We start from the raw sequence: 17,538 nt of genomic DNA on the forward strand, positions 1-17,538 counted from the left end.
TATATAGTCATATAAGGCGGTATATAGGTGGTGGATATGATTTTCATTGAAAATATAAATGCTGATATGGTGGAACGTGCTTTGCATCTTATCGCAGTGTTGGTTTTTGCCTTGTCGGGGGCATTGGCCGCGGCGTGGAATAAGCAAACATTTGTCACATTTGCCTTTTTTGCGATCTTAACCGGTGTGGGCGGCGGCACGGTGCGCGATATTTTAATTGGCGCACCGGTTTTTTGGGTGAATGATTCACTTATCATCGCATTATGTATTTTTGCCGCGCTGCTAATTTGGTTTGTTCCGGCCAAATTTATGCCCGCCCGCGCGCTGGATTGGTGTGATGCGCTGGGCATGGCGGCATATTCGGTCTTTGGCGCGGGTAAGGCGCTGGCCTATGGTGTTAGCCCGATTCCCGCTATTATCATGGGGATAATTACCGCCTGTATTGGCGGGGTGATACGCGATATTCTGGCGGGTGAACCATCCATTATCATGCGGCCCGAAATTTATGTGTCGGCATCGGCACTGGCGGCGGCATTATTTGTTGTGATATTTCTGTGGGGCGTGCCGATTATGTTTGCGGCGGCAATTGGCGCATCGGCAGGTTTCATATTACGCGCGGCTGCGATACAATATGGATTGGGCCTGCCAACATATAAAAAATAGGATAAGCGGCCATTAAATGTTTGTTATTTTAATTTAGTATAATATTATAAAGGCATATTAAGGGGGATAATAATGCGTTTTATTAATCTGTTGTCCATCATATTTGCGGTGATTATATCGGCCTCCGCGCCCCATGCCTTTGCCCAATTTAACCCAAATATAGAGATTAAAGAGCCGCAAAATAGCCTTGAGGAAAAGGCGATGCAGGTTTCCCAAATGCAATATCCAAGGGAACAAGTTGTCGCGCAGGCAACAAATGCAATTTTGAGCGCAAGCAAAATAGCAATCGAAAATAACCCAACCATGGCGGCATTAAATAAACAATATCCTGGCATCATTGATGAAATTATCAAATCTTCATTACCAATAATAACAAAAGCATATGAGGATAAGCTGCCTTTGCTTTGGGCAAATAATAATGCGCTATATATGAATAATTTTACCGAAAATGATTTGGATATCATTATTACATTTAACCAAAGTGCGACCGGTATAAAATATAAACAACTTTTATTGAATAATATCGATTTGACTGATGCGATTAAATCCGCATCATCTGGAGTTGAAGAAGGATTTGGCGCAAATGCAAAAAAAGAAAGCGATAAAGCGTTAAATAATAGCGTCAATAAAACAAATCGGCAAATGACGCAGACCGAACTGGTGGAGGTTTTTAAATTTGAAAATTCCAATACCGGTTCAAAACTGGGATTGATAACCGAAGATGTGAAAAATATGGTCGGGCAATGGGATTTTTATTTCCCCGATAATTTTCAACAAATGGTTGCTAATGTGCAGCGCAAGGCCGCCACAAAATTTATGGAAGAAGCCGATGCAAAGGCCGAAGCGGCTGCGTCTAATGAAGATGGCGCCGAATAAATTCTATTATAAATTAGCGAGCGATTATAATGCCAGCGGCCTTGGCTGCTGCCATGATTTTTGTTTGTCTAACCCATCTTCATAGGTGGCAATTTCTGTGTCATTGGCCATGGTTAGGCCAATTTCGTCCAAGCCATTGACCAGGCAATATTTGCGAAATGGGTCAATTTCAAACGGAAATCGGTCTTGAAACTCGCTGGTCACCATTTGGTTTTCGACATCAATATAAATATTGTCGCTTTGCGCCACATCAATCAAACGATCAATGGCGGATTGTGGTAATTCCACGGTTAACAAGCCATTTTTAAACGCATTTCCCGAAAAAATATCGGAAAAACTGGGCGCAATAACCGCCTCTATTCCCATATCGGCCAATGCCCATGCGGCATGTTCGCGGCTTGATCCACAGCCAAAATTATCGCCCGCGATAAGTATTTTTGCGCCCTTATATAGAGGATTGTCAAAAATATTGCCCTCTTGCGCCCGAACGCTTTCAAACGCCCCCTTGGACAGGCCTTCGCGGGAAATAGTTTTTAACCATTTGGCCGGAATGATAATATCGGTATCGACATTCTTCCGACCCCATGGATAGGCTTTTCCAGAAATATCCTGCAATTTTTTCATATTATGGCTTTTCTATTATAAAGCAATTTGGCCCGTCTCGCTTTAGTCCGTTACGCTTCAGTCTGTCTCTCTGGGCATTTTTGTGGCCTCTGCTGCTTCTTCATCGGGTGAAGCGGTCTTTGGTTTAGTTTTTCTACGTTTTTTACCCGCATATAATAATGCCGCCACCAATGCGGCCGAACCCACGGCCGCAGCGCCGATTTTTGACCCCTTGCTCCATGATTTATCGGCTTTATTGTCGTCTTTCTTACTCATAAAATATCCTAATCTATATAAATTCTCTTATATCGCTTAACCGTCCATTGACGGCGGCGGCGGCGGCCATGGCCGGTGATAATAAATGTGTACGCGAACCTGGCCCCTGTCGTCCAACAAAATTACGATTTGATGTGGATGCACAACGTTCGCCTGCTGGCACTTTATCAGGGTTCATCCCTAAACATGCCGAACAACCCGGCTCTCTCCACTCAAATCCGGCATCGATAAATATTTTGTCCAACCCCTCGGCCTCGGCCTCGGCCTTTACCTGACCAGAGCCTGGCACAATGATGGCCCATTTTACATAGTCTGATTTTTTGCGACCCTTTAATATTTGGGCGGCCGCGCGTAAATCCTCTATCCGGCTGTTGGTGCAGCTGCCGATAAAGATATTTTCAATGGCAATATCACTTGCCTTCATACCGGGGGTCAACCCCATATATTCCAATGAAGCAATGACAGCTTCGCGTTTTGATGGGTCGGCATAATCATCGGGCGATGGGATAATATCGGTAATCGCAATCACATCTTCCGGGCTTGTGCCCCAGCTTATCGTTGGGGCGATGTCGGCGGCGTTAATGGTAATGCTTTTGTCAAAATTCGCGCCTTCATCGCTTTTCAATGTGCGCCAATAAGCGACGGCGGCGTCCCAATCATCCCCCGTGGGGGACATGGGGCGGTCATGCAAATAATCAAATGTTACATCATCCGGCGCGATTAAGCCGGCCCGTGCCCCCGCCTCAATCGACATGTTGGACACGGTTAAACGGCCCTCTACCGACATTTGTTCAAACACCCTGCCGCGATATTCAATAACATATCCCGTGCCGCCTGCCGTACCGATAACGCCGATAATATGTAAAATTAAATCCTTGGGCGTGACGCCATGGGGCAAATCGCCCTCCACCCTTATTTCCATGGATTTTGATTTACGCAGCAATAAAGTCTGCGTCGCCATCACATGTTCCACCTCACTGGTGCCTATGCCAAAGGCAAGCGAACCAAGCGCCCCATGCGCCGCTGTGTGGCTGTCCCCGCAAACCAAAGTTGTACCGGGCAGGGTAAAGCCCAGCTCTGGCCCGACAACATGGACAATTCCCTGATTTATATGCGTTGCGCCAATATAGGGCACGTTAAATTCAGTGACATTGCGTTCCAATGCGGCAAGCTGCGCCGCGCTTTCTGGATCGGCAATGGGTATAGGATTACCCGATGCATCAACACGTGCAGTGGTGGGTAAATTATGATCAGGCACCGCCAAAGTTAAATCGGGCCGCCGCAATTTCCTTTCCGACAGACGCAGCCCCTCAAACGCCTGTGGGCTGGTCACTTCATGGACCAAATGACGGTCAATATAAATAATGGATGTGCCATCGGGGCGCGTGCCCACAACATGGTCATTCCAAATTTTATCATATAGGGTTTGCGGTTTATTTGTCATATCATGGCTCTAGTCCGATAAAATTTATCGTTCAAGCATGAAGCGACGAAAAATTACGTAGCGACCCTATATTTAGAAGTAAAAAGTGATTATATGATGCATTATGAGTAATTTTATAGCATTTGCCATTATTTTGGTCAGCTTTCTGGCGATGGAATGTGTCGCATGGGCCAGCCATAAATATATTATGCATGGTTTTGGATGGGCATGGCACCGCGATCATCATGAACCACATGATAATTTATTAGAGAAAAATGATCTATATGGCATATTTGGCGCGGTGATGAGTATTTCCATGTTCGCATGGGGCAGCCCGATGATAATGGGGCAACATGCATTTTGGCCCGCCACATGGATTGGCATGGGTATATTATTATATGGGATTGTTTATACTCTGGTCCATGATGGATTGGTGCACCAAAGATATTTTAAATGGGTGCCGAAATCTGGCTATGCCAAAAAATTGGTGCAGGCGCATAAATTGCATCATGCCACCATTGGTAAAGAAGGCGGGGTTAGCTTTGGTTTTATCTTTGCCCGTGATCCCCAAAAGTTAAAGGCGGCGCTGCGTCAACAAAGGGAAAGCGGCATTGCAATATTGCGCGGCGCAAATATTGATGAACGGGGTAATTAAACGCCATAATAATATATGCGTATATTGTGAAGCGCCATATTTTTTGAACTAAACGCGCATAAAAAAAGGGGCAGGAAATCCCGCCCCTTAATTTAATTTATCAATATAAAATATTAATCAGCTTTTGAAACATTGGTCGCAGATAATTTGCCGCGACGGTCAACTTCCAAATCAAATTTCAAACGATCGCCTTCATGAACAGGGCCCATGCCTGAACGTTCCAATGAAGAAATATGCACAAACACATCTTCTTCGCCATCATCACGTTCAACAAAACCAAAACCCTTCATATCATTGAAGAATTTTACGGTTCCTGTGGCATTATCGCCGGTTAATTGGCGTTGTGGCGCACGGTCGCGACCGCCACCAAATCCACCGCGATCTCCACCACGGTCACCGCCGCGATCGGAACGTTCACGTGGAGGACGTGCAGGACGATCTTCAACAGGCATTGGTTCTCCATCGATAATTAAATCGGTTGCAGAAACCTTGCCGCCGCGTTCAACCAGGGTGAATTCCAAAGGTTGACCCTCTGCCAAACCGGCAAGGCCGGCCTGTTCAACCGCGCTGATATGAACAAACACATCGTCCGCACGGCCATCACATTGAATGAAACCAAATCCTTTTTGGCCATTGAAGAATTTTACAATGCCCTTATCTGAACCGACAATTTGAGCGGGCATTGATTGGTCACGACGTCCGCCGCCAAATCCACCACGGTCACCGCCGTCATTTCCGCCAAAGCCGCCACGTGGGCCGCCTTGATTATATCCTCTAGAATCATTGGAGGAAAAATCATTATATCCGCCAAAATTCTCATCACCAAAACTGTCTCTTTTGTCTCTACCTCGGCCGCGCCGTTTGCGATCAAAACTCATTGATTAATCTAAACTTTCTTCAATATGCCCTTAAATATATTTTCATGTAGCTGGGCACTTCCACAATCATAGAGCATGGCACGAGTCCTTACTTCATATTATGCTATAGCCTAAATCCCACAAAGATAATAGTAAATTATAATAGAGAAGAATTTGGTGATATTTTGAAGGCCATATTATCAAAATATTTGCCGCTTTGTGATTTTTTAATCGGCATAATATATAAGTTGCGATTGCCTTTTTTCCCTATATTCGCCACATGCAACATAGATAATAAAATAAAGGATATAATTTTTATGAGCGTTTTCCTGCATGAAGAAGATTTACCCGATGGTCTGTCATTATCGGGTGATGTCGCCGTGGATACCGAAACCATGGGCCTGCAAACGCATCGTGATAGATTATGCCTGCTTCAAATTTCTGATGGCGGAAAGGATGAGCATCTGGTTCGCTTTGCCCCAGATAGCGACTATGCCGCGCCAAATTTGCGTGCGATTTTGGCCGATCCGAATCGGGTAAAGCTGTTCCATTTTGCGCGTTTTGATTTGGCCGCCATTGAACATTATCTACATGTGACCGCCGCACCTTTATTTTGTACGAAAATTGCATCAAAATTGGTGCGCACCTATACCGACCGTCATGGGTTAAAAGAGCTGGTCCGTGAAATGTTGAACGCCGATATTTCAAAGCAACAGCAATCAAGTGATTGGGGCGGTCCTATATTATCCGATGCACAAAAAGATTATGCGGCAAGCGATGTGCGGTTTTTGCATAAATTACGCAGCGAATTACAAATTAGGTTGGAGCGTGAGGGACGCAGTGAGCTGGCACAGGCCTGTTTTGACTTTTTGCCGCACCGCGCGCGATTGGACCTTGCCGGATGGGCAGAAAATGACATTTTTGCGCATATGTGATTAAATATAGATCATATATAACATAGATAGGAAATTATATGTCGATCGCGGCCGATCAGCAAAAAAGTAAAAGAGCGCTTTTCGCGCAGCCCGGCAGCTCGCATGATCGCATTGTCGGCTTTTTACAGGTATTTTTGCCCTTATTGGTCGGCGCATTATTGGCGGTGTTGGTTTTTAGTCCGCTTGCCAATGACCGTGAATTTTCCTTTGTTTTGGATCAAAAGGGTGTGGATGTGGCATCGGAACGTATGCGCACCAGCCAGGCACTATATCGCGGCAAAGATGCCGAGGGACGTCCATTTTTAATTGAAGCAGGAAGCGCGGTGCAAAAAAGCAGCGGCGATAGCAAAATCAATTTAGAAGCAATGACCGGCAAGGCATTTATTGGCAAAGATCAGGCAACAATTCAGGCACAAAGAGCCGATTATGATATTGATCAAGAATATTTGCAAGTAAATGGCCCTATATCACTTAGCACCATGAGCGGATATGATATGGTGGTCAATAATGTCACATTTTTTATAAAGACGCAGCGTATGCAAAGCCAGGGGGCGGTCAGTGGCCGCACCAATATTGGCACTTTTTCGGCCAATAGGTTAAATGCCGATTTAAAAGCCCGAACCATCACCTTGTCTGGCAATGCCCAATTGCGTATTGACCAAAATGCGATTAAGTAGATTTTTATGAGATATAAAAGCTTTATTTTTGGAATATTGGGTTTTGCCGGTGCGGCGTCGTTCATCACCGTGTCGGCGCCTGCGCAAATTATCCAAAATCATAACAGCAATGCGCCTGTTAATTTCAGCGCGGAGCGGATTGAATTACAAGATAGATCGGACCGTGTTGTCCTGTCCGGTGGGGTCACCGTGACACAGGCGGGGCTTACCCTGCGGGCAAATAATATCACTGCGGCCTATTCAAATAGTGGCAATATTGATGTGAACCGTATGGACGCATTGGGCGGTGTTACCATAGTAAAGGATGATTTACGCGCCAGTAGTAATAGCGCGATTTACGATTTGGATAGCGATCTTATCACCTTAATCGGCAATGTCAGTTTGACCCAAGGGGCGAATAAATTAAATGGTGGCCGCATTGTCATTGATTTAAAGGCGGGCCGTTCAACGATAAGCGGTGGGAACAGCCAATCACCATCAGTTCCCGGCATTCAAAGCCAATCTGGCCGCGTTACCGGCACATTTAACGTGCCGCAACGTGACGATAAAAAATAATTAGGGCATTTGCGCATAATAACAAATAATCAATTTTATTTGCCCGCAATAATCATGCATTTTGTCGGCGAAATTCGCATTTTTGATGAAAAAATATATTTTTTCTAGCAATTATCTTGCCAAATCGCTTAAAACCTATGCTATCAACCAGTTTTTAATTGCTTTGCTGCAGAATTGGCTTGGCAATTTATTTAATTATCCCGCGACATGCGGCAAAGGAACGGCACATATATGAATGAGAATATCGCCATCGCCGAACATGAAAATATCCAAAATGGATCAGCCCATGCGCCAAATGGCAATAGCGGGCTTCAGGTTGTTTCCTTGGCCAAAAGCTATGATAAACGCGCCATATTATTGGACGTGTCGATTGAGGTTGGACGCGGTGAGGTGGTCGGCCTGCTTGGGCCAAATGGCGCGGGTAAAACCACCTGTTTTTATTCCATTATGGGGTTGGTAAATCCTGATGCGGGGCGTGTTTTATTAAATGATCAAGATATCACATCGCTGCCCATGTATCGCCGTGCGGTGCTTGGCCTTGGTTATTTGCCGCAGGAAACATCCATTTTTCGCGGTATGTCGGTTGAACAAAATATTTTGGCTGTGCTGGAAATGGTTGAGCCGAATAAAGATGCCCGTCAGGCAAGGCTGGACCAATTATTGGATGAATTTGGCCTAACCAGATTGCGCACATCCATGGCCATGGCGTTGTCGGGTGGTGAACGGCGGCGCTGTGAAATTGCCCGCGCCTTGGCCGCCAATCCTTCCATCATGCTGCTTGACGAACCTTTTGCCGGTATTGATCCCATTTCCATTTCCGATATTCGCGATTTGGTGAAGGAATTGAAACAGCGTGATATTGGCGTGTTAATCACCGACCATAATGTGCGCGAAACATTGGATATTGTTGACCGCGCCTGTATTATTTATGGCGGGCAAGTTTTATTTTCCGGATCGCCCGCCGATTTGGTGGCGGATGAAAATGTGCGCCGGCTTTATTTGGGTGAGGGATTTACCCTGTAAATTATGTTCAAAATATTTGCAGATTATATCAAATAAATGGCCCTAACACCCCGCCTTGATCTGCGCCAATCGCAATCATTGGTCATGACGCCGCAATTGCAACAGGCAATAAAATTACTCGCCCTATCCAGCCTTGAAATTGATGCCTATATTGCCGAACAAATTGAGGCAAATCCATTATTGACGCGGGAGGGATCGGCTGAAAATGGCGGTGAGGTGCAAGATGCATCCAAAGAGGATGTTTCAATTGATATAGGCGAAATGGGTAGCGATATTGCCATGGGCGGCGAAGGTGCAGAGGCGCTCGACATTGATGTCAATGCATTGGATGATCATGGCGACATGATGCTTAGCTTAAATGGTGCGGGCTCTATTTCGGGTGGAGGCGCAGATGATTTTTCGGGCGATGGGCCAGATTTTGACAGCTTCGCCGCCAGTGAAATAAGCCTGATTGATCATTTAAGGCAACAGGCAGGGGCTTGTTTGCGCGATGGCGATTTAATCATCGCCCATATGTTAATCGATAATATTGAACCCACCGGATATATGGAGGCGGATTTACTTCGCCTGTCCGTTCAGGCAGGCGTTGATGAAGAAAAAATAGAGGAAGTTCTTCATATCATCCAAACATTTGATCCCAGCGGTGTTGGCGCGCGAAATTTATCCGAATGCTTGGCAATACAGGCAAGGGAAGCGGACCGTTATGATCCCTGTATGGCCAAGTTAATCGACAATTTGGATTTGGTGGCGCAGGGCGCATTTGACCGATTGAAACGCATGTGCCGTGTGGATGAAGAAGATTTGCGCGATATGTTAATGGAATTGCGAAATTATGATCCAAAGCCGGGGTGCCGTTTTGATTATGACAGCCCGGCGGCGGTCACGCCTGATATTTTCATCACCCGTCATAAAGATAAATGGAAGGTTGAGTTAAATCCGGCAAATATACCGCGCCTGTTGCTTAACCGTGAATATCAGGCCGAATTTGGCGGCAATGGCGCGGATAAGGCCACAAAATCATGGTTGAATGAATGCCAGAATGAGGCAAGCTGGCTGATAAAAATGTTGGACCAGCGCCAACGCACCATCATGAAGGTTGCGGGCGAAATATTAAAGCAGCAGGCCGGATTTTTTGAACAGGGCGTATCGGCATTAAAACAAATGACCATGCGCCAAGTGGCCGAAGAAATTGAAATGCATGAAAGCACGGTCAGCCGCGTGACCAGCAATAAATATCTGCTGTGCGAGCGCGGCATGTTTGAATTAAAATATTTCTTTACCAGCGGCATTCAATCCAGCGAAGGCGACAATGTGTCGGCCGAGGCAGTAAAGGCCGCGATAAAAAACCTTATCGATGGCGAAGGCGACAAAATTTTATCTGATGATAAATTGGTTGAGCTGCTGACCCAGCAAAATTTTGACATTGCGCGGCGCACCGTCGCCAAATATCGTGAGGCTATGGGATATGGATCATCGGTGCAGCGCCGCCGCCAAAAACGCATGGGCGGATAACAAAGGTGGATAACAGGGCCGAATAAAATAACTAGCATTTAATCACCGCAAGAAAAAAGGGGCTTGAAATTCACGCCCCTGAATTTTCTTACTTGGAAATTTATTAGGCGCTGGCCAATAAATCCTCACTAATTTGCCAAAGCCGCTCTGCACCCTCATCATCCACCGCCCATGGGGCGACCCCCAAATAAAAGGGTAAATCATCATGGGCCAAGGGGGCAATGTCGCAATCTTCGCAATATAAACCGCCCTTATCGGCCAATAATGGGCTGGTCGCGGCCCATAGGGATGTGGTGCATCCTTGCGCAGGGGTTTTGAATATCGCGGCGACATCGGGATTTAAATTGCCGTCCTTATCCAACCAACCAAGTGCAATTTGCTCCTCGGTCGATAAATGCCGTTGCAATGGGGTTAATATACCGCCGGGATGCACGGCAAATGCACGGCCACCAATTTCGGCCAGCCTTTTGTTCAACCCCACAGCGAACAAGGAGTTTGCTGTTTTTGCCTGTGCATATGCCTCCCATTTATCATAGGGGGTGTTGTTGAAGTGAATATCATCCCATTGCATATCGCGGCGGCGATGCGCGACCGAGCTTAACGAAATAACGCGCACATTTTCACCCTTTGCCAATAATGGCATTAACGCCTTTGTCATCGCAAAATGGCCCATATGATTAACGCCAAATTGGCTTTCCCAGCCTGGCCCAACACGCGTTTCGGGATTGGCCATAATTGCGGCATTATTGATTAAAATATCAACTTTTCCTGCCTGCTTCGTTATGGCATCCGCCATGGGTTTAATGGTCGATAAATCGCCAAGATCCATGGGAATGACATGTATGTCGCCCTTAATATCCTTAGCTGCCTGCGCCGCAATATCTGCGCGGCGTGCGGGGATGAATGTTTTCGCGCCCTTTGCTGCCAAAGCCCTGACAGCCTCAATACCAATGCCGGAATAACCGCCGGTCACAATGGCAACCTTACCGGTTAAATCAATATTTTCCAAAATTTGCTCAGGCTCACTTTTGGGGACGAACCCTGAACCTATTGGGGCTTGATCGGCTGCTGCCATAAAATATTCCTTATACAAAAAGACCCCATAAATATGGGGCCTTTCGCGTTTTTTTCAATATGCGGGGTTAAGAAAGCTATTGAAAATTTATGCCAAAATTTCCGATAAAGGCATATGGGTATAGCCCAAATCATCGGCCACTGCCTTATAGGTGATATGGCCGCCACATACATTCAGCCCCTCGGCCAAATGGGCATCGCGGCGCATCGCCTCTTTCCATCCAAAATCGGCAATGTTTAACGCATGGGGCAATGTGACATTATTAAGGGCATAGGTGCTGGTTCGGGCAACGCCGCCTGGCATATTGGCCACGCAATAATGCACAATATCATCAATTATATAGGTTGGCTCGGCATGGGTGGTGGCATGCGATGTTTCAAAACATCCGCCCTGATCAATGGCCACATCCACCAATACCGCACCTTGGCGCATATGTTTTAACATGTCGCGCGTTACCAATTTTGGCGCGGCTGCGCCGGGAATTAACACTGCGCCAATGACAAGGTCGCTATTCTTCAAACAATCCATCAAATTAGCTTTATTGGAAAAACGGGTTTTTGCACGGCTTTCAAAATGAATGGCCATTTTCTCCAACACTTCGGGGTCGCGGTCCAATATGGTTACATCCGCGCCAAGGCCGACAGCCATTTGCGCCGCGTTAAAACCAACAACACCGCCGCCAATAACGGTAACATTTGCGGGCAAAACGCCCGGTACACCGCCCAATAAAACGCCGCGTCCGCCATTTGCCTTTTCCAATGCAGTTGCGCCCGCCTGTATCGCCATGCGGCCGGCAACTTGGCTCATCGGTTTTAACAATGGTAAACCACCATGACGGCCCGTAACGGTTTCATATGCGATGCACACTGCTTTGGATGCGACCAAATCCTTTGTTTGTTCCGGATCTGGGGCAAGGTGCAAATATGTGTATAAAATTTGATTTTCGCGCAGCATGGCCCGTTCCACTGCTTGGGGTTCTTTCACCTTCACAATCATGTCGCATTCGGCAAAAATTTCGGCAGCGGTTGATTTAATAATGCCGCCTGCTGCAATATAATCCTCATCATTTGCGCCAATGCCCGCGCCCGCGCCAGTTTCAACCCATGTTTCATGCCCATGGGCGACCATTTCCTGTACCGATTCCGGGGTTAAACCCACACGATATTCATGATTTTTAATTTCTTTCACTGTGCCGACGCGCATTTTCATTCTCCCAAATTTGAATTGAACAGAATATATCAGCGGCAATAGAGTAATAGTTCCGAAATATTTGACATTTTTATCAATATATATGAATAATATTTGAATAATATTATATTTTAATGGAAATATTCCTATGGATAGAATCGACATTCGAATTTTGGAACAATTGCAGCGCGATAGCAGCCTGCCAATAAATGACCTTGCAGAGAAGGTCGCGCTTTCCCCATCGGCTTGCCATAGGCGGGTTAAATTATTGGAAAAAAGCGGTGCGATTTCACGCTATGTGGCGCGGTTGGGCGGCGGGGCGATTGGCATGGCGCTGGATATTTTTGTGGAGATACGGCTTACCACACAAACCGCCCATGCCTTTGCCACTTTTGAAGCAGCGGTTCAGGATATAGACGAAATTATGGAATGCCATTTAATGTCGGGGGAGGCAGATTATCGGTTGCGGGTGGCGGCGCGGGATGTGGCGGATTATGATGATATTCACCGCAATCGTCTGGCGCATTTGCCTCTTGTCGCCGCGATGCACAGCGCCTTTGCCATCAGGGCGATTAAAAGATGGTCGGGTTATCCAGTGCGCCGTTTATTGGAGGGGCGCGGGTGAATTTGCATCGCAATTGATTATATCACCAAACTTAGTGTAATTTCATCACCCTCGACTAGATTTTCCGCCTTTCGCACGGCGGCTTTTATGGGCAATATCCACCCATCAATTTTCTTGCTGGGGAAAATGGATGTTTGCCAACTTGTTTCATTTATGGTGGCGGTGACCTTAATCGATCCAAATCCGCGCCTTTTGCCGTGCAACATTAACGCCGCCAGCTTTATTTCGGCGGCCACATCACTTTCAATATTGACAAAATGCCAGCTTCCTTTTTCGGCCTGCCAAATCCATATTTTGCCTGTGGCGGTGAAAGTCTCGATCATTTTTTAACGCGAATGGGCACGCTAATGTTGCAAATATCCGCGCCGCCAGCGGGCCTTATAAAAAATTGATCATGGCGGTTTTGCCGGGCCTTTGCATATTTGGCAAAGGACGCGCTGTCGGTGGAAAGATATTCATATTGGGATAGATCCGCCACCTCATCTCCCATGCGGACAGAGAGTATTTTTGTACGTTCTTCGGGCGTTTCATAAAATCCCAATGGGCCGGTGCCGCGCGGCAGGCTGCTTAAATGCTCCATGCCCGAAATAATCCGCCCGACCAGCGCGATATTGCGATCAAGATGGCGCGGCGCATGGCCGATGACGGTATAAAGTTCTGCCCCTGTGCCTGTATCGGGGGACAGGCCGCGCCCAACCCCCACCATGCTATAGCAATGGGTTGGCCAAATTTCCTTACCCGATGAAGCCATGGGCCAGCCAGCATAAAAACCATTATTTTGTGCATAGGGGTCGGCCAGTTTCAGTTCATTTATTTTTACATCTTCAATTTTTTGAACATATTCATTTTCACCCGCATTATTTAGATTATCGGGTAGTTTTTTGGATTGTCCTTCTTCCTCACCATTTGGATCGCCCCATTGGGTGACATAATTATCCTGCACTCGCACCACCGAAATGCCATCATACCATCTAGCGGCGGTTAATGTGCGCATATTGCCCACCCAGCTTTGGGAAAATGGCGGGGGCAATAATTGGATGATAACGCGTCTATCCCGTCCTTTTGCGTCCTTTTCCAATATCATTACCATTAAATCAGATGGTGAAATTTCGGCCCATTCATCGGCGGCCGTGTCTTCAATTACTTTGCTGGGGCTAAGAAAAACCTCAACCTTTGGGGCATTTTGCGCCGCAATAGCGGTGGAAATACTCGCTCCCATTAATAGGGGAAGGGCAATGGATGACAATATTTTCAAATTTCTCATCATGACAACTTTGATGAAATTGCGGCATATTGCAAGCGGCAAGCACATCATGATGCACAATCATGCATTGTTTGCTTGCAAAATATCTCATTGAGCGATAGTGGAGCGCCTTCCATAACATAATGCCAAAATATTTTGGCGATATGTTTGTTGCGGACACGTGGCCGAGTGGTCGAAGGCGCACGCCTGGAAAGTGTGTATAGGGGTGACTCTATCGTGGGTTCGAATCCCACCGTGTCCGCCATTTAATTATATTTAATTATCCCAAATATCTTGCTGCTGATAATGCATGATTTTATCTATTCACCGCCAATATATTCATATTTGGTTTTTGTCAGGACGATGATTTTCATGTTATGAATATCGTAAAGGGGGCAGCATGTCAGATAAAGATAAAATTGATCAATTATTGGTGATAATGGGGGTTTCGGGCAGCGGGAAATCCACCATTTCGGGCCTATTATCACAAATGCAAAATTGGCCAATGGTGGAGGGGGATGATTTTCACCCTGCCGAAAATAGAGACAAAATGTCGCGTGGTGTGCCATTATGCAATGCGGATAGGATGCCTTGGTTATCCGCCATTTCGGACCATGTTAATGCGGCGGATGCAGGGCCGATTATCCTTGCCTGTTCTGCTTTAAATGAAGTGGTGCGTGGGCATTTAAACCAAAATGTTCAGCGGCGATGCAGGTGGATATATCTTCAGCTGCCGGCCAATATATTGGAGGAGAGATTATTGGCCAGAAAGGGTCATTTTATGCCTGTTTCCTTGCTGCAATCGCAATTGGCAGCTTTGGAAATTCCGCATGATGCGATACGGATAAATGGAGAGCAAGATCCGGCAAAAATATGCGCGGATATTTTGCAAAATCTGTAAATTAAAGAATGAAGCGGCCCTTTATATGAACATATAAAGGATGAGAGCGACAAAAAATCCGGTAAATCCGGTTAAGGTTGAGCTGATCGTCCAGCATTTAAAAGTTTGCGGCGTGGTGAGGCCGAAATATCGGTTAATCAACCAAAAGCCGCTATCATTAACATGGCTGAATGCAGTTGCGCCGCCCGCAATGGCCACCGCGACAAGGGCAAGTTGGGGCTGTGTTAAATTGGCCGCTGCGGTGATGGGATAGGTTAAGCTGGCCGCGGTAATCATGGCAGCGGTCGCCGATCCTTGGGCAATACGAAGCAATAGCGCGATTAAGAAACCACAGATAATGGGGGTAAATCCGGCCGCAAGTGCCAAATCGGCAAGCGACTTTCCCGCCCCTGTATCGACCAATATTTGTTTAAATGCACCGCCCGCGCCCGTCACCAATAAGATGACGCCGATAGGTTCAAGTGATTTTTCTATCGCCCTTACCAATGTTTTGCGGTCTTCTTTATCGGCGGGACGCATCGCATAAAATGCCGCGCCGCAGGATATTAACAGGGCAATGACGGGCAGGCCGATAAAGGATATTATTTGTAAGATTATTCCATCGGGCATGCCCAATGGCCGCGCCACCGCGCCAATGATGATTAAGATTAAGGGCAAAAGGATGAGCGAGAGGGCCAATTTTGCAATTGCAGGATTAAATTGCTTTGCCGCCCCTTCATCAGCATCTAGGATAAGCGGATTACCATGGGGCAACCATCCATTGCGATTGGCGATGCTGGCGAAAATGGGACCACCAACCATTGCCGCAGGAACGCAGGCGATAAAGCCAAATAACATGACCCAGCCCAAATCCACGCCAAGTTGCTGCGCCACGGCAATGGGACCGGGCGTAGGCGGAATAAATGCATGTGCGCCCGCCAATCCTGCCAATAATGGGATGCCGAATAATAAGGGCGATGAAGTGAATTTTTTTGAAAAGGCGATGATTAAGGGAAATAAAATGATAAAGGCTACATCAAAAAATACCGGAATGGCGATGATAACCCCGACCACGGCCAATGCCCATCTTGTTGCGCGTGATCCCGTTTTACCAGTTACATAATGGGCAAGGGCGCTGACCCCGCCGCCATGTTCCACCAAAATGCCAAACATCGCGCCAAGCCCAATGACCGCAGCAATTCCGCCCAATGTGCCGCCAAGCCCTTTATTCACCGCCTCCATCGCCGCGTCTGGCGCCATTCCCGCGCCAATGGCCGCCGCAATGGCCGCGATTAACAATGCCGCAAATGGATGCATATTTGCCCGAATTATCAATATTATCAGTGCGAAAATGGACAATAGCATGGCAAATAATGCCTGATTATCGGCAATCATATTCATAAAGTCTCTCCCAAAACCCCTCAACACTTGCCATAAAATATTAAATATGACAACGTTGTAAATTACGCGATAGCGCGGCTTTATTTGTTATGCAATGTGGGGGATGAATATTTTTGGGCGTGATAAAATATAGCGGTAAGAACCTATCAATAGGCAAAGGGAGAGGCCAATGTGCAAAGGGAGAGTCATGTGAAAATATATCTTAAAATATTGGCGATATTCGCAGGAATGGCTTCTTTTCACCTTCCGGCATATGCACAAATTGATGATCATGTTCATAATATCATATCATTATGGCAAGGCGGGGTTCCTGGATTTGAAAGTCGGGCGGAAACCCACGAATTTGCCAAGGATTATTATGTCAAAAATATTCATAACCCGTCATTGACCCTATATCGTCCGGTCAATGGAACAGCCAATGGTTCGGCGGTCATCATCCTGCCAGGCGGCGGACATGAAAAACTTGTCATCAATAGCGAGGGGCGCGATGCGGCCATTTTCATGGCACAGCGCGGCTATAGCGCCTTTGTCCTGAAATATCGGTTATTTCGCGAGGAAAACTCCCCCTATATAATGGAGGATGCCCGAGCCGATACCGAAAGAGCGGTTCGTTTATTACGTCATCGGGCAAAGGAATTTGGCATACAGGCGGATAAAATAGGGATAATGGCATTTTCTGCAGGCGGGGAATTGGCGCGTCAGGCATTATTTAGCCCGCCAGTCGCCGCGCGGGGCAAGGGAGACATGATTGACTCATATTCCAGCATTCCTGATTTTGGTATATTAGTATATCCTGGCCCATTAAAGGGAGATGTTGAAATAATAAATGCCGACGCTCCGCCTTTATTCATGGTTGCTGCCAATGATGATATATGCTGCTCTGCGCCCATTATCGATTTATTATCTGCTTATAATAGCGCCCATGCACCGGCAGAGGCGCATATATATGCCATGGGCGGCCATGCATTTAATATGGGGCAAAGAACAAAGGTTCAAAATCTTGCCAAATGGACCGATCGGTTGACCGAATGGTTGGAACAATTGGATGAGATAAACGCGCAGCGGCGATAA

Annotated in this window: 20 protein-coding genes and 1 tRNA gene; 12 read left to right on the forward strand and 9 right to left on the reverse strand. The window is 46.6% G+C overall.

Annotation, left to right across the window (positions count from 1 at the left end; all coding sequences use genetic code 11):
* Positions 1-36: 36 nt before the first annotated feature.
* Both LPB140_RS02970 and LPB140_RS02975 read left to right on the forward strand, forming a co-directional pair.
* Positions 37-663, forward strand: a complete 627-nt coding sequence (locus LPB140_RS02970) for a trimeric intracellular cation channel family protein (RefSeq protein ID WP_072560212.1) — start codon at positions 37-39, stop codon at positions 661-663.
* A 72-nt stretch (positions 664-735) separates the two neighbouring features.
* Positions 736-1,539 carry a DUF2059 domain-containing protein gene (locus LPB140_RS02975; protein WP_072558606.1) on the forward strand — a complete coding sequence of 268 codons (804 nt, stop codon included), beginning with the start codon at positions 736-738 and terminating at the stop codon, positions 1,537-1,539.
* Positions 1,540-1,563: 24 nt separating this feature from the next.
* Here LPB140_RS02975 and leuD read toward each other — a convergent pair whose 3' ends face one another.
* Genes leuD through leuC form a run of 3 tightly spaced genes read right to left on the reverse strand, consistent with a single transcriptional unit; the run spans position 1,564 to position 3,862 of the window.
* Complete coding sequence (gene leuD, locus LPB140_RS02980; RefSeq protein WP_072558607.1) at positions 1,564-2,163, reverse strand: 3-isopropylmalate dehydratase small subunit; 600 nt, start codon at positions 2,161-2,163, stop codon at positions 1,564-1,566.
* Positions 2,164-2,220: 57 nt separating this feature from the next.
* Positions 2,221-2,418, reverse strand: a complete 198-nt coding sequence (locus LPB140_RS02985) for a hypothetical protein (RefSeq protein WP_072558608.1) — start codon at positions 2,416-2,418, stop codon at positions 2,221-2,223.
* 13 nt (positions 2,419-2,431) lie between these two features.
* Positions 2,432-3,862, reverse strand: a complete 1,431-nt coding sequence (leuC, locus tag LPB140_RS02990; protein WP_072558609.1) for a 3-isopropylmalate dehydratase large subunit — start codon at positions 3,860-3,862, stop codon at positions 2,432-2,434.
* Positions 3,863-3,965: 103 nt separating this feature from the next.
* Here leuC and LPB140_RS02995 point away from each other — a divergent pair, with 103 nt between their 5' ends.
* On the forward strand, positions 3,966-4,496 hold the full coding sequence (locus LPB140_RS02995; RefSeq protein WP_072558610.1) for a sterol desaturase family protein: 531 nt from the start codon (positions 3,966-3,968) through the stop codon (positions 4,494-4,496).
* Between the two features lie 113 nt (positions 4,497-4,609).
* Here the strand turns inward: LPB140_RS02995 and LPB140_RS12580 are convergent, their stop codons facing one another.
* Entirely contained in the window at positions 4,610-5,374 is a 765-nt protein-coding gene (locus LPB140_RS12580) for a cold-shock protein (protein WP_072558611.1), read from the reverse strand.
* Positions 5,375-5,670: 296 nt separating this feature from the next.
* Between LPB140_RS12580 and LPB140_RS03005 the strand changes: the two genes are divergently transcribed.
* From LPB140_RS03005 to rpoN, 5 genes are all read left to right on the forward strand, one after another.
* Positions 5,671-6,288: a ribonuclease D gene (locus LPB140_RS03005; RefSeq protein WP_072560214.1), complete on the forward strand. Its 618-nt coding sequence runs from the start codon at positions 5,671-5,673 to the stop codon at positions 6,286-6,288.
* A gap of 38 nt (positions 6,289-6,326) precedes the next feature.
* Positions 6,327-6,965 carry an LPS export ABC transporter periplasmic protein LptC gene (gene lptC / locus LPB140_RS12630; protein ID WP_072558612.1) on the forward strand — a complete coding sequence of 213 codons (639 nt, stop codon included), beginning with the start codon at positions 6,327-6,329 and terminating at the stop codon, positions 6,963-6,965.
* 6 nt (positions 6,966-6,971) lie between these two features.
* Positions 6,972-7,520 carry an LptA/OstA family protein gene (locus LPB140_RS03015; RefSeq protein ID WP_072558613.1) on the forward strand — a complete coding sequence of 183 codons (549 nt, stop codon included), beginning with the start codon at positions 6,972-6,974 and terminating at the stop codon, positions 7,518-7,520.
* A gap of 231 nt (positions 7,521-7,751) precedes the next feature.
* Complete coding sequence (lptB, locus tag LPB140_RS03020; protein WP_083549874.1) at positions 7,752-8,543, forward strand: LPS export ABC transporter ATP-binding protein; 792 nt, start codon at positions 7,752-7,754, stop codon at positions 8,541-8,543.
* 36 nt (positions 8,544-8,579) lie between these two features.
* Entirely contained in the window at positions 8,580-10,055 is a 1,476-nt protein-coding gene (gene rpoN, locus LPB140_RS03025) for an RNA polymerase factor sigma-54 (RefSeq protein WP_072558614.1), read from the forward strand.
* Between the two features lie 103 nt (positions 10,056-10,158).
* Here the strand turns inward: rpoN and LPB140_RS03030 are convergent, their stop codons facing one another.
* Positions 10,159-11,130: an oxidoreductase gene (locus LPB140_RS03030; RefSeq protein ID WP_072558615.1), complete on the reverse strand. Its 972-nt coding sequence runs from the start codon at positions 11,128-11,130 to the stop codon at positions 10,159-10,161.
* An 87-nt stretch (positions 11,131-11,217) separates the two neighbouring features.
* Positions 11,218-12,333: an alanine dehydrogenase gene (gene ald, locus LPB140_RS03035; RefSeq protein WP_072560218.1), complete on the reverse strand. Its 1,116-nt coding sequence runs from the start codon at positions 12,331-12,333 to the stop codon at positions 11,218-11,220.
* A gap of 133 nt (positions 12,334-12,466) precedes the next feature.
* On the opposite strand from ald, the gene LPB140_RS03040 reads away from it, so the two are divergent.
* Entirely contained in the window at positions 12,467-12,943 is a 477-nt protein-coding gene (locus tag LPB140_RS03040; RefSeq protein WP_072558616.1) for an Lrp/AsnC family transcriptional regulator, read from the forward strand.
* 17 nt (positions 12,944-12,960) lie between these two features.
* Here the strand turns inward: LPB140_RS03040 and LPB140_RS03045 are convergent, their stop codons facing one another.
* Together LPB140_RS03045 and LPB140_RS03050 are read right to left on the reverse strand one after the other, a co-directional pair.
* A complete protein-coding gene (locus LPB140_RS03045) occupies positions 12,961-13,266 on the reverse strand; it encodes a DUF1905 domain-containing protein (RefSeq protein ID WP_072558617.1) in 306 nt (101 codons plus the stop codon).
* Positions 13,263-14,210 (reverse strand): peptidylprolyl isomerase, encoded by a 948-nt coding sequence (locus tag LPB140_RS03050; protein ID WP_335682201.1) that lies wholly within the window; start codon positions 14,208-14,210, stop codon positions 13,263-13,265. The genes LPB140_RS03045 and LPB140_RS03050 overlap by 4 nt, the downstream gene beginning before the upstream one ends.
* Positions 14,211-14,361: 151 nt before the next feature.
* Here LPB140_RS03050 and LPB140_RS03055 point away from each other — a divergent pair.
* Both LPB140_RS03055 and LPB140_RS03060 read left to right on the forward strand, forming a co-directional pair.
* Positions 14,362-14,451, forward strand: a tRNA-Ser gene (locus LPB140_RS03055).
* Between the two features lie 135 nt (positions 14,452-14,586).
* Positions 14,587-15,087, forward strand: coding sequence for a gluconokinase (locus tag LPB140_RS03060; protein ID WP_083549876.1), 501 nt, complete (start codon positions 14,587-14,589; stop codon positions 15,085-15,087).
* A gap of 21 nt (positions 15,088-15,108) precedes the next feature.
* Here LPB140_RS03060 and LPB140_RS03065 read toward each other — a convergent pair whose 3' ends face one another.
* The gene (locus tag LPB140_RS03065; protein ID WP_083549879.1) at positions 15,109-16,467 is read right to left on the reverse strand and encodes a GntP family permease; all 1,359 of its coding nucleotides are present in this window, start codon (positions 16,465-16,467) and stop codon (positions 15,109-15,111) included.
* 189 nt (positions 16,468-16,656) lie between these two features.
* Between LPB140_RS03065 and LPB140_RS03070 the strand changes: the two genes are divergently transcribed.
* On the forward strand, positions 16,657-17,538 hold the full coding sequence (locus tag LPB140_RS03070; protein WP_083549881.1) for an alpha/beta hydrolase: 882 nt from the start codon (positions 16,657-16,659) through the stop codon (positions 17,536-17,538).

This window comes from Sphingorhabdus lutea, assembly GCF_001889025.1.
Lineage (GTDB): Bacteria > Pseudomonadota > Alphaproteobacteria > Sphingomonadales > Sphingomonadaceae > Sphingorhabdus_B > Sphingorhabdus_B lutea.

Bases quoted from the DNA above. Each gene is read 5' to 3' on its own strand.
- LPB140_RS02985 (WP_072558608.1), bottom strand. From the start codon at position 2,418: ATGAGTAAGAAAGACGACAATAAAGCCGATAAATCATGGAGCAAGGGG.
- ald (WP_072560218.1), bottom strand. From the start codon at position 12,333: ATGCGCGTCGGCACAGTGAAAGAAATTAAAAATCATGAATATCGTGTG.
- LPB140_RS03045 (WP_072558617.1), bottom strand. From the start codon at position 13,266: ATGATCGAGACTTTCACCGCCACAGGCAAAATATGGATTTGGCAGGCC.
- LPB140_RS03050 (WP_335682201.1), bottom strand. From the start codon at position 14,210: ATGATGAGAAATTTGAAAATATTGTCATCCATTGCCCTTCCCCTATTA.
- lptB (WP_083549874.1), top strand. From the start codon at position 7,752: ATGAATGAGAATATCGCCATCGCCGAACATGAAAATATCCAAAATGGA.
- LPB140_RS03030 (WP_072558615.1), bottom strand. From the start codon at position 11,130: ATGGCAGCAGCCGATCAAGCCCCAATAGGTTCAGGGTTCGTCCCCAAA.
- leuC (WP_072558609.1), bottom strand. From the start codon at position 3,862: ATGACAAATAAACCGCAAACCCTATATGATAAAATTTGGAATGACCAT.
- LPB140_RS02970 (WP_072560212.1), top strand. From the start codon at position 37: ATGATTTTCATTGAAAATATAAATGCTGATATGGTGGAACGTGCTTTG.
- LPB140_RS02975 (WP_072558606.1), top strand. From the start codon at position 736: ATGCGTTTTATTAATCTGTTGTCCATCATATTTGCGGTGATTATATCG.
- LPB140_RS02995 (WP_072558610.1), top strand. From the start codon at position 3,966: ATGAGTAATTTTATAGCATTTGCCATTATTTTGGTCAGCTTTCTGGCG.
- lptC (WP_072558612.1), top strand. From the start codon at position 6,327: ATGTCGATCGCGGCCGATCAGCAAAAAAGTAAAAGAGCGCTTTTCGCG.
- LPB140_RS03005 (WP_072560214.1), top strand. From the start codon at position 5,671: ATGAGCGTTTTCCTGCATGAAGAAGATTTACCCGATGGTCTGTCATTA.
- LPB140_RS12580 (WP_072558611.1), bottom strand. From the start codon at position 5,374: ATGAGTTTTGATCGCAAACGGCGCGGCCGAGGTAGAGACAAAAGAGAC.
- LPB140_RS03065 (WP_083549879.1), bottom strand. From the start codon at position 16,467: ATGAATATGATTGCCGATAATCAGGCATTATTTGCCATGCTATTGTCC.
- rpoN (WP_072558614.1), top strand. From the start codon at position 8,580: ATGGCCCTAACACCCCGCCTTGATCTGCGCCAATCGCAATCATTGGTC.
- LPB140_RS03060 (WP_083549876.1), top strand. From the start codon at position 14,587: ATGTCAGATAAAGATAAAATTGATCAATTATTGGTGATAATGGGGGTT.
- LPB140_RS03040 (WP_072558616.1), top strand. From the start codon at position 12,467: ATGGATAGAATCGACATTCGAATTTTGGAACAATTGCAGCGCGATAGC.
- leuD (WP_072558607.1), bottom strand. From the start codon at position 2,163: ATGAAAAAATTGCAGGATATTTCTGGAAAAGCCTATCCATGGGGTCGG.
- LPB140_RS03015 (WP_072558613.1), top strand. From the start codon at position 6,972: ATGAGATATAAAAGCTTTATTTTTGGAATATTGGGTTTTGCCGGTGCG.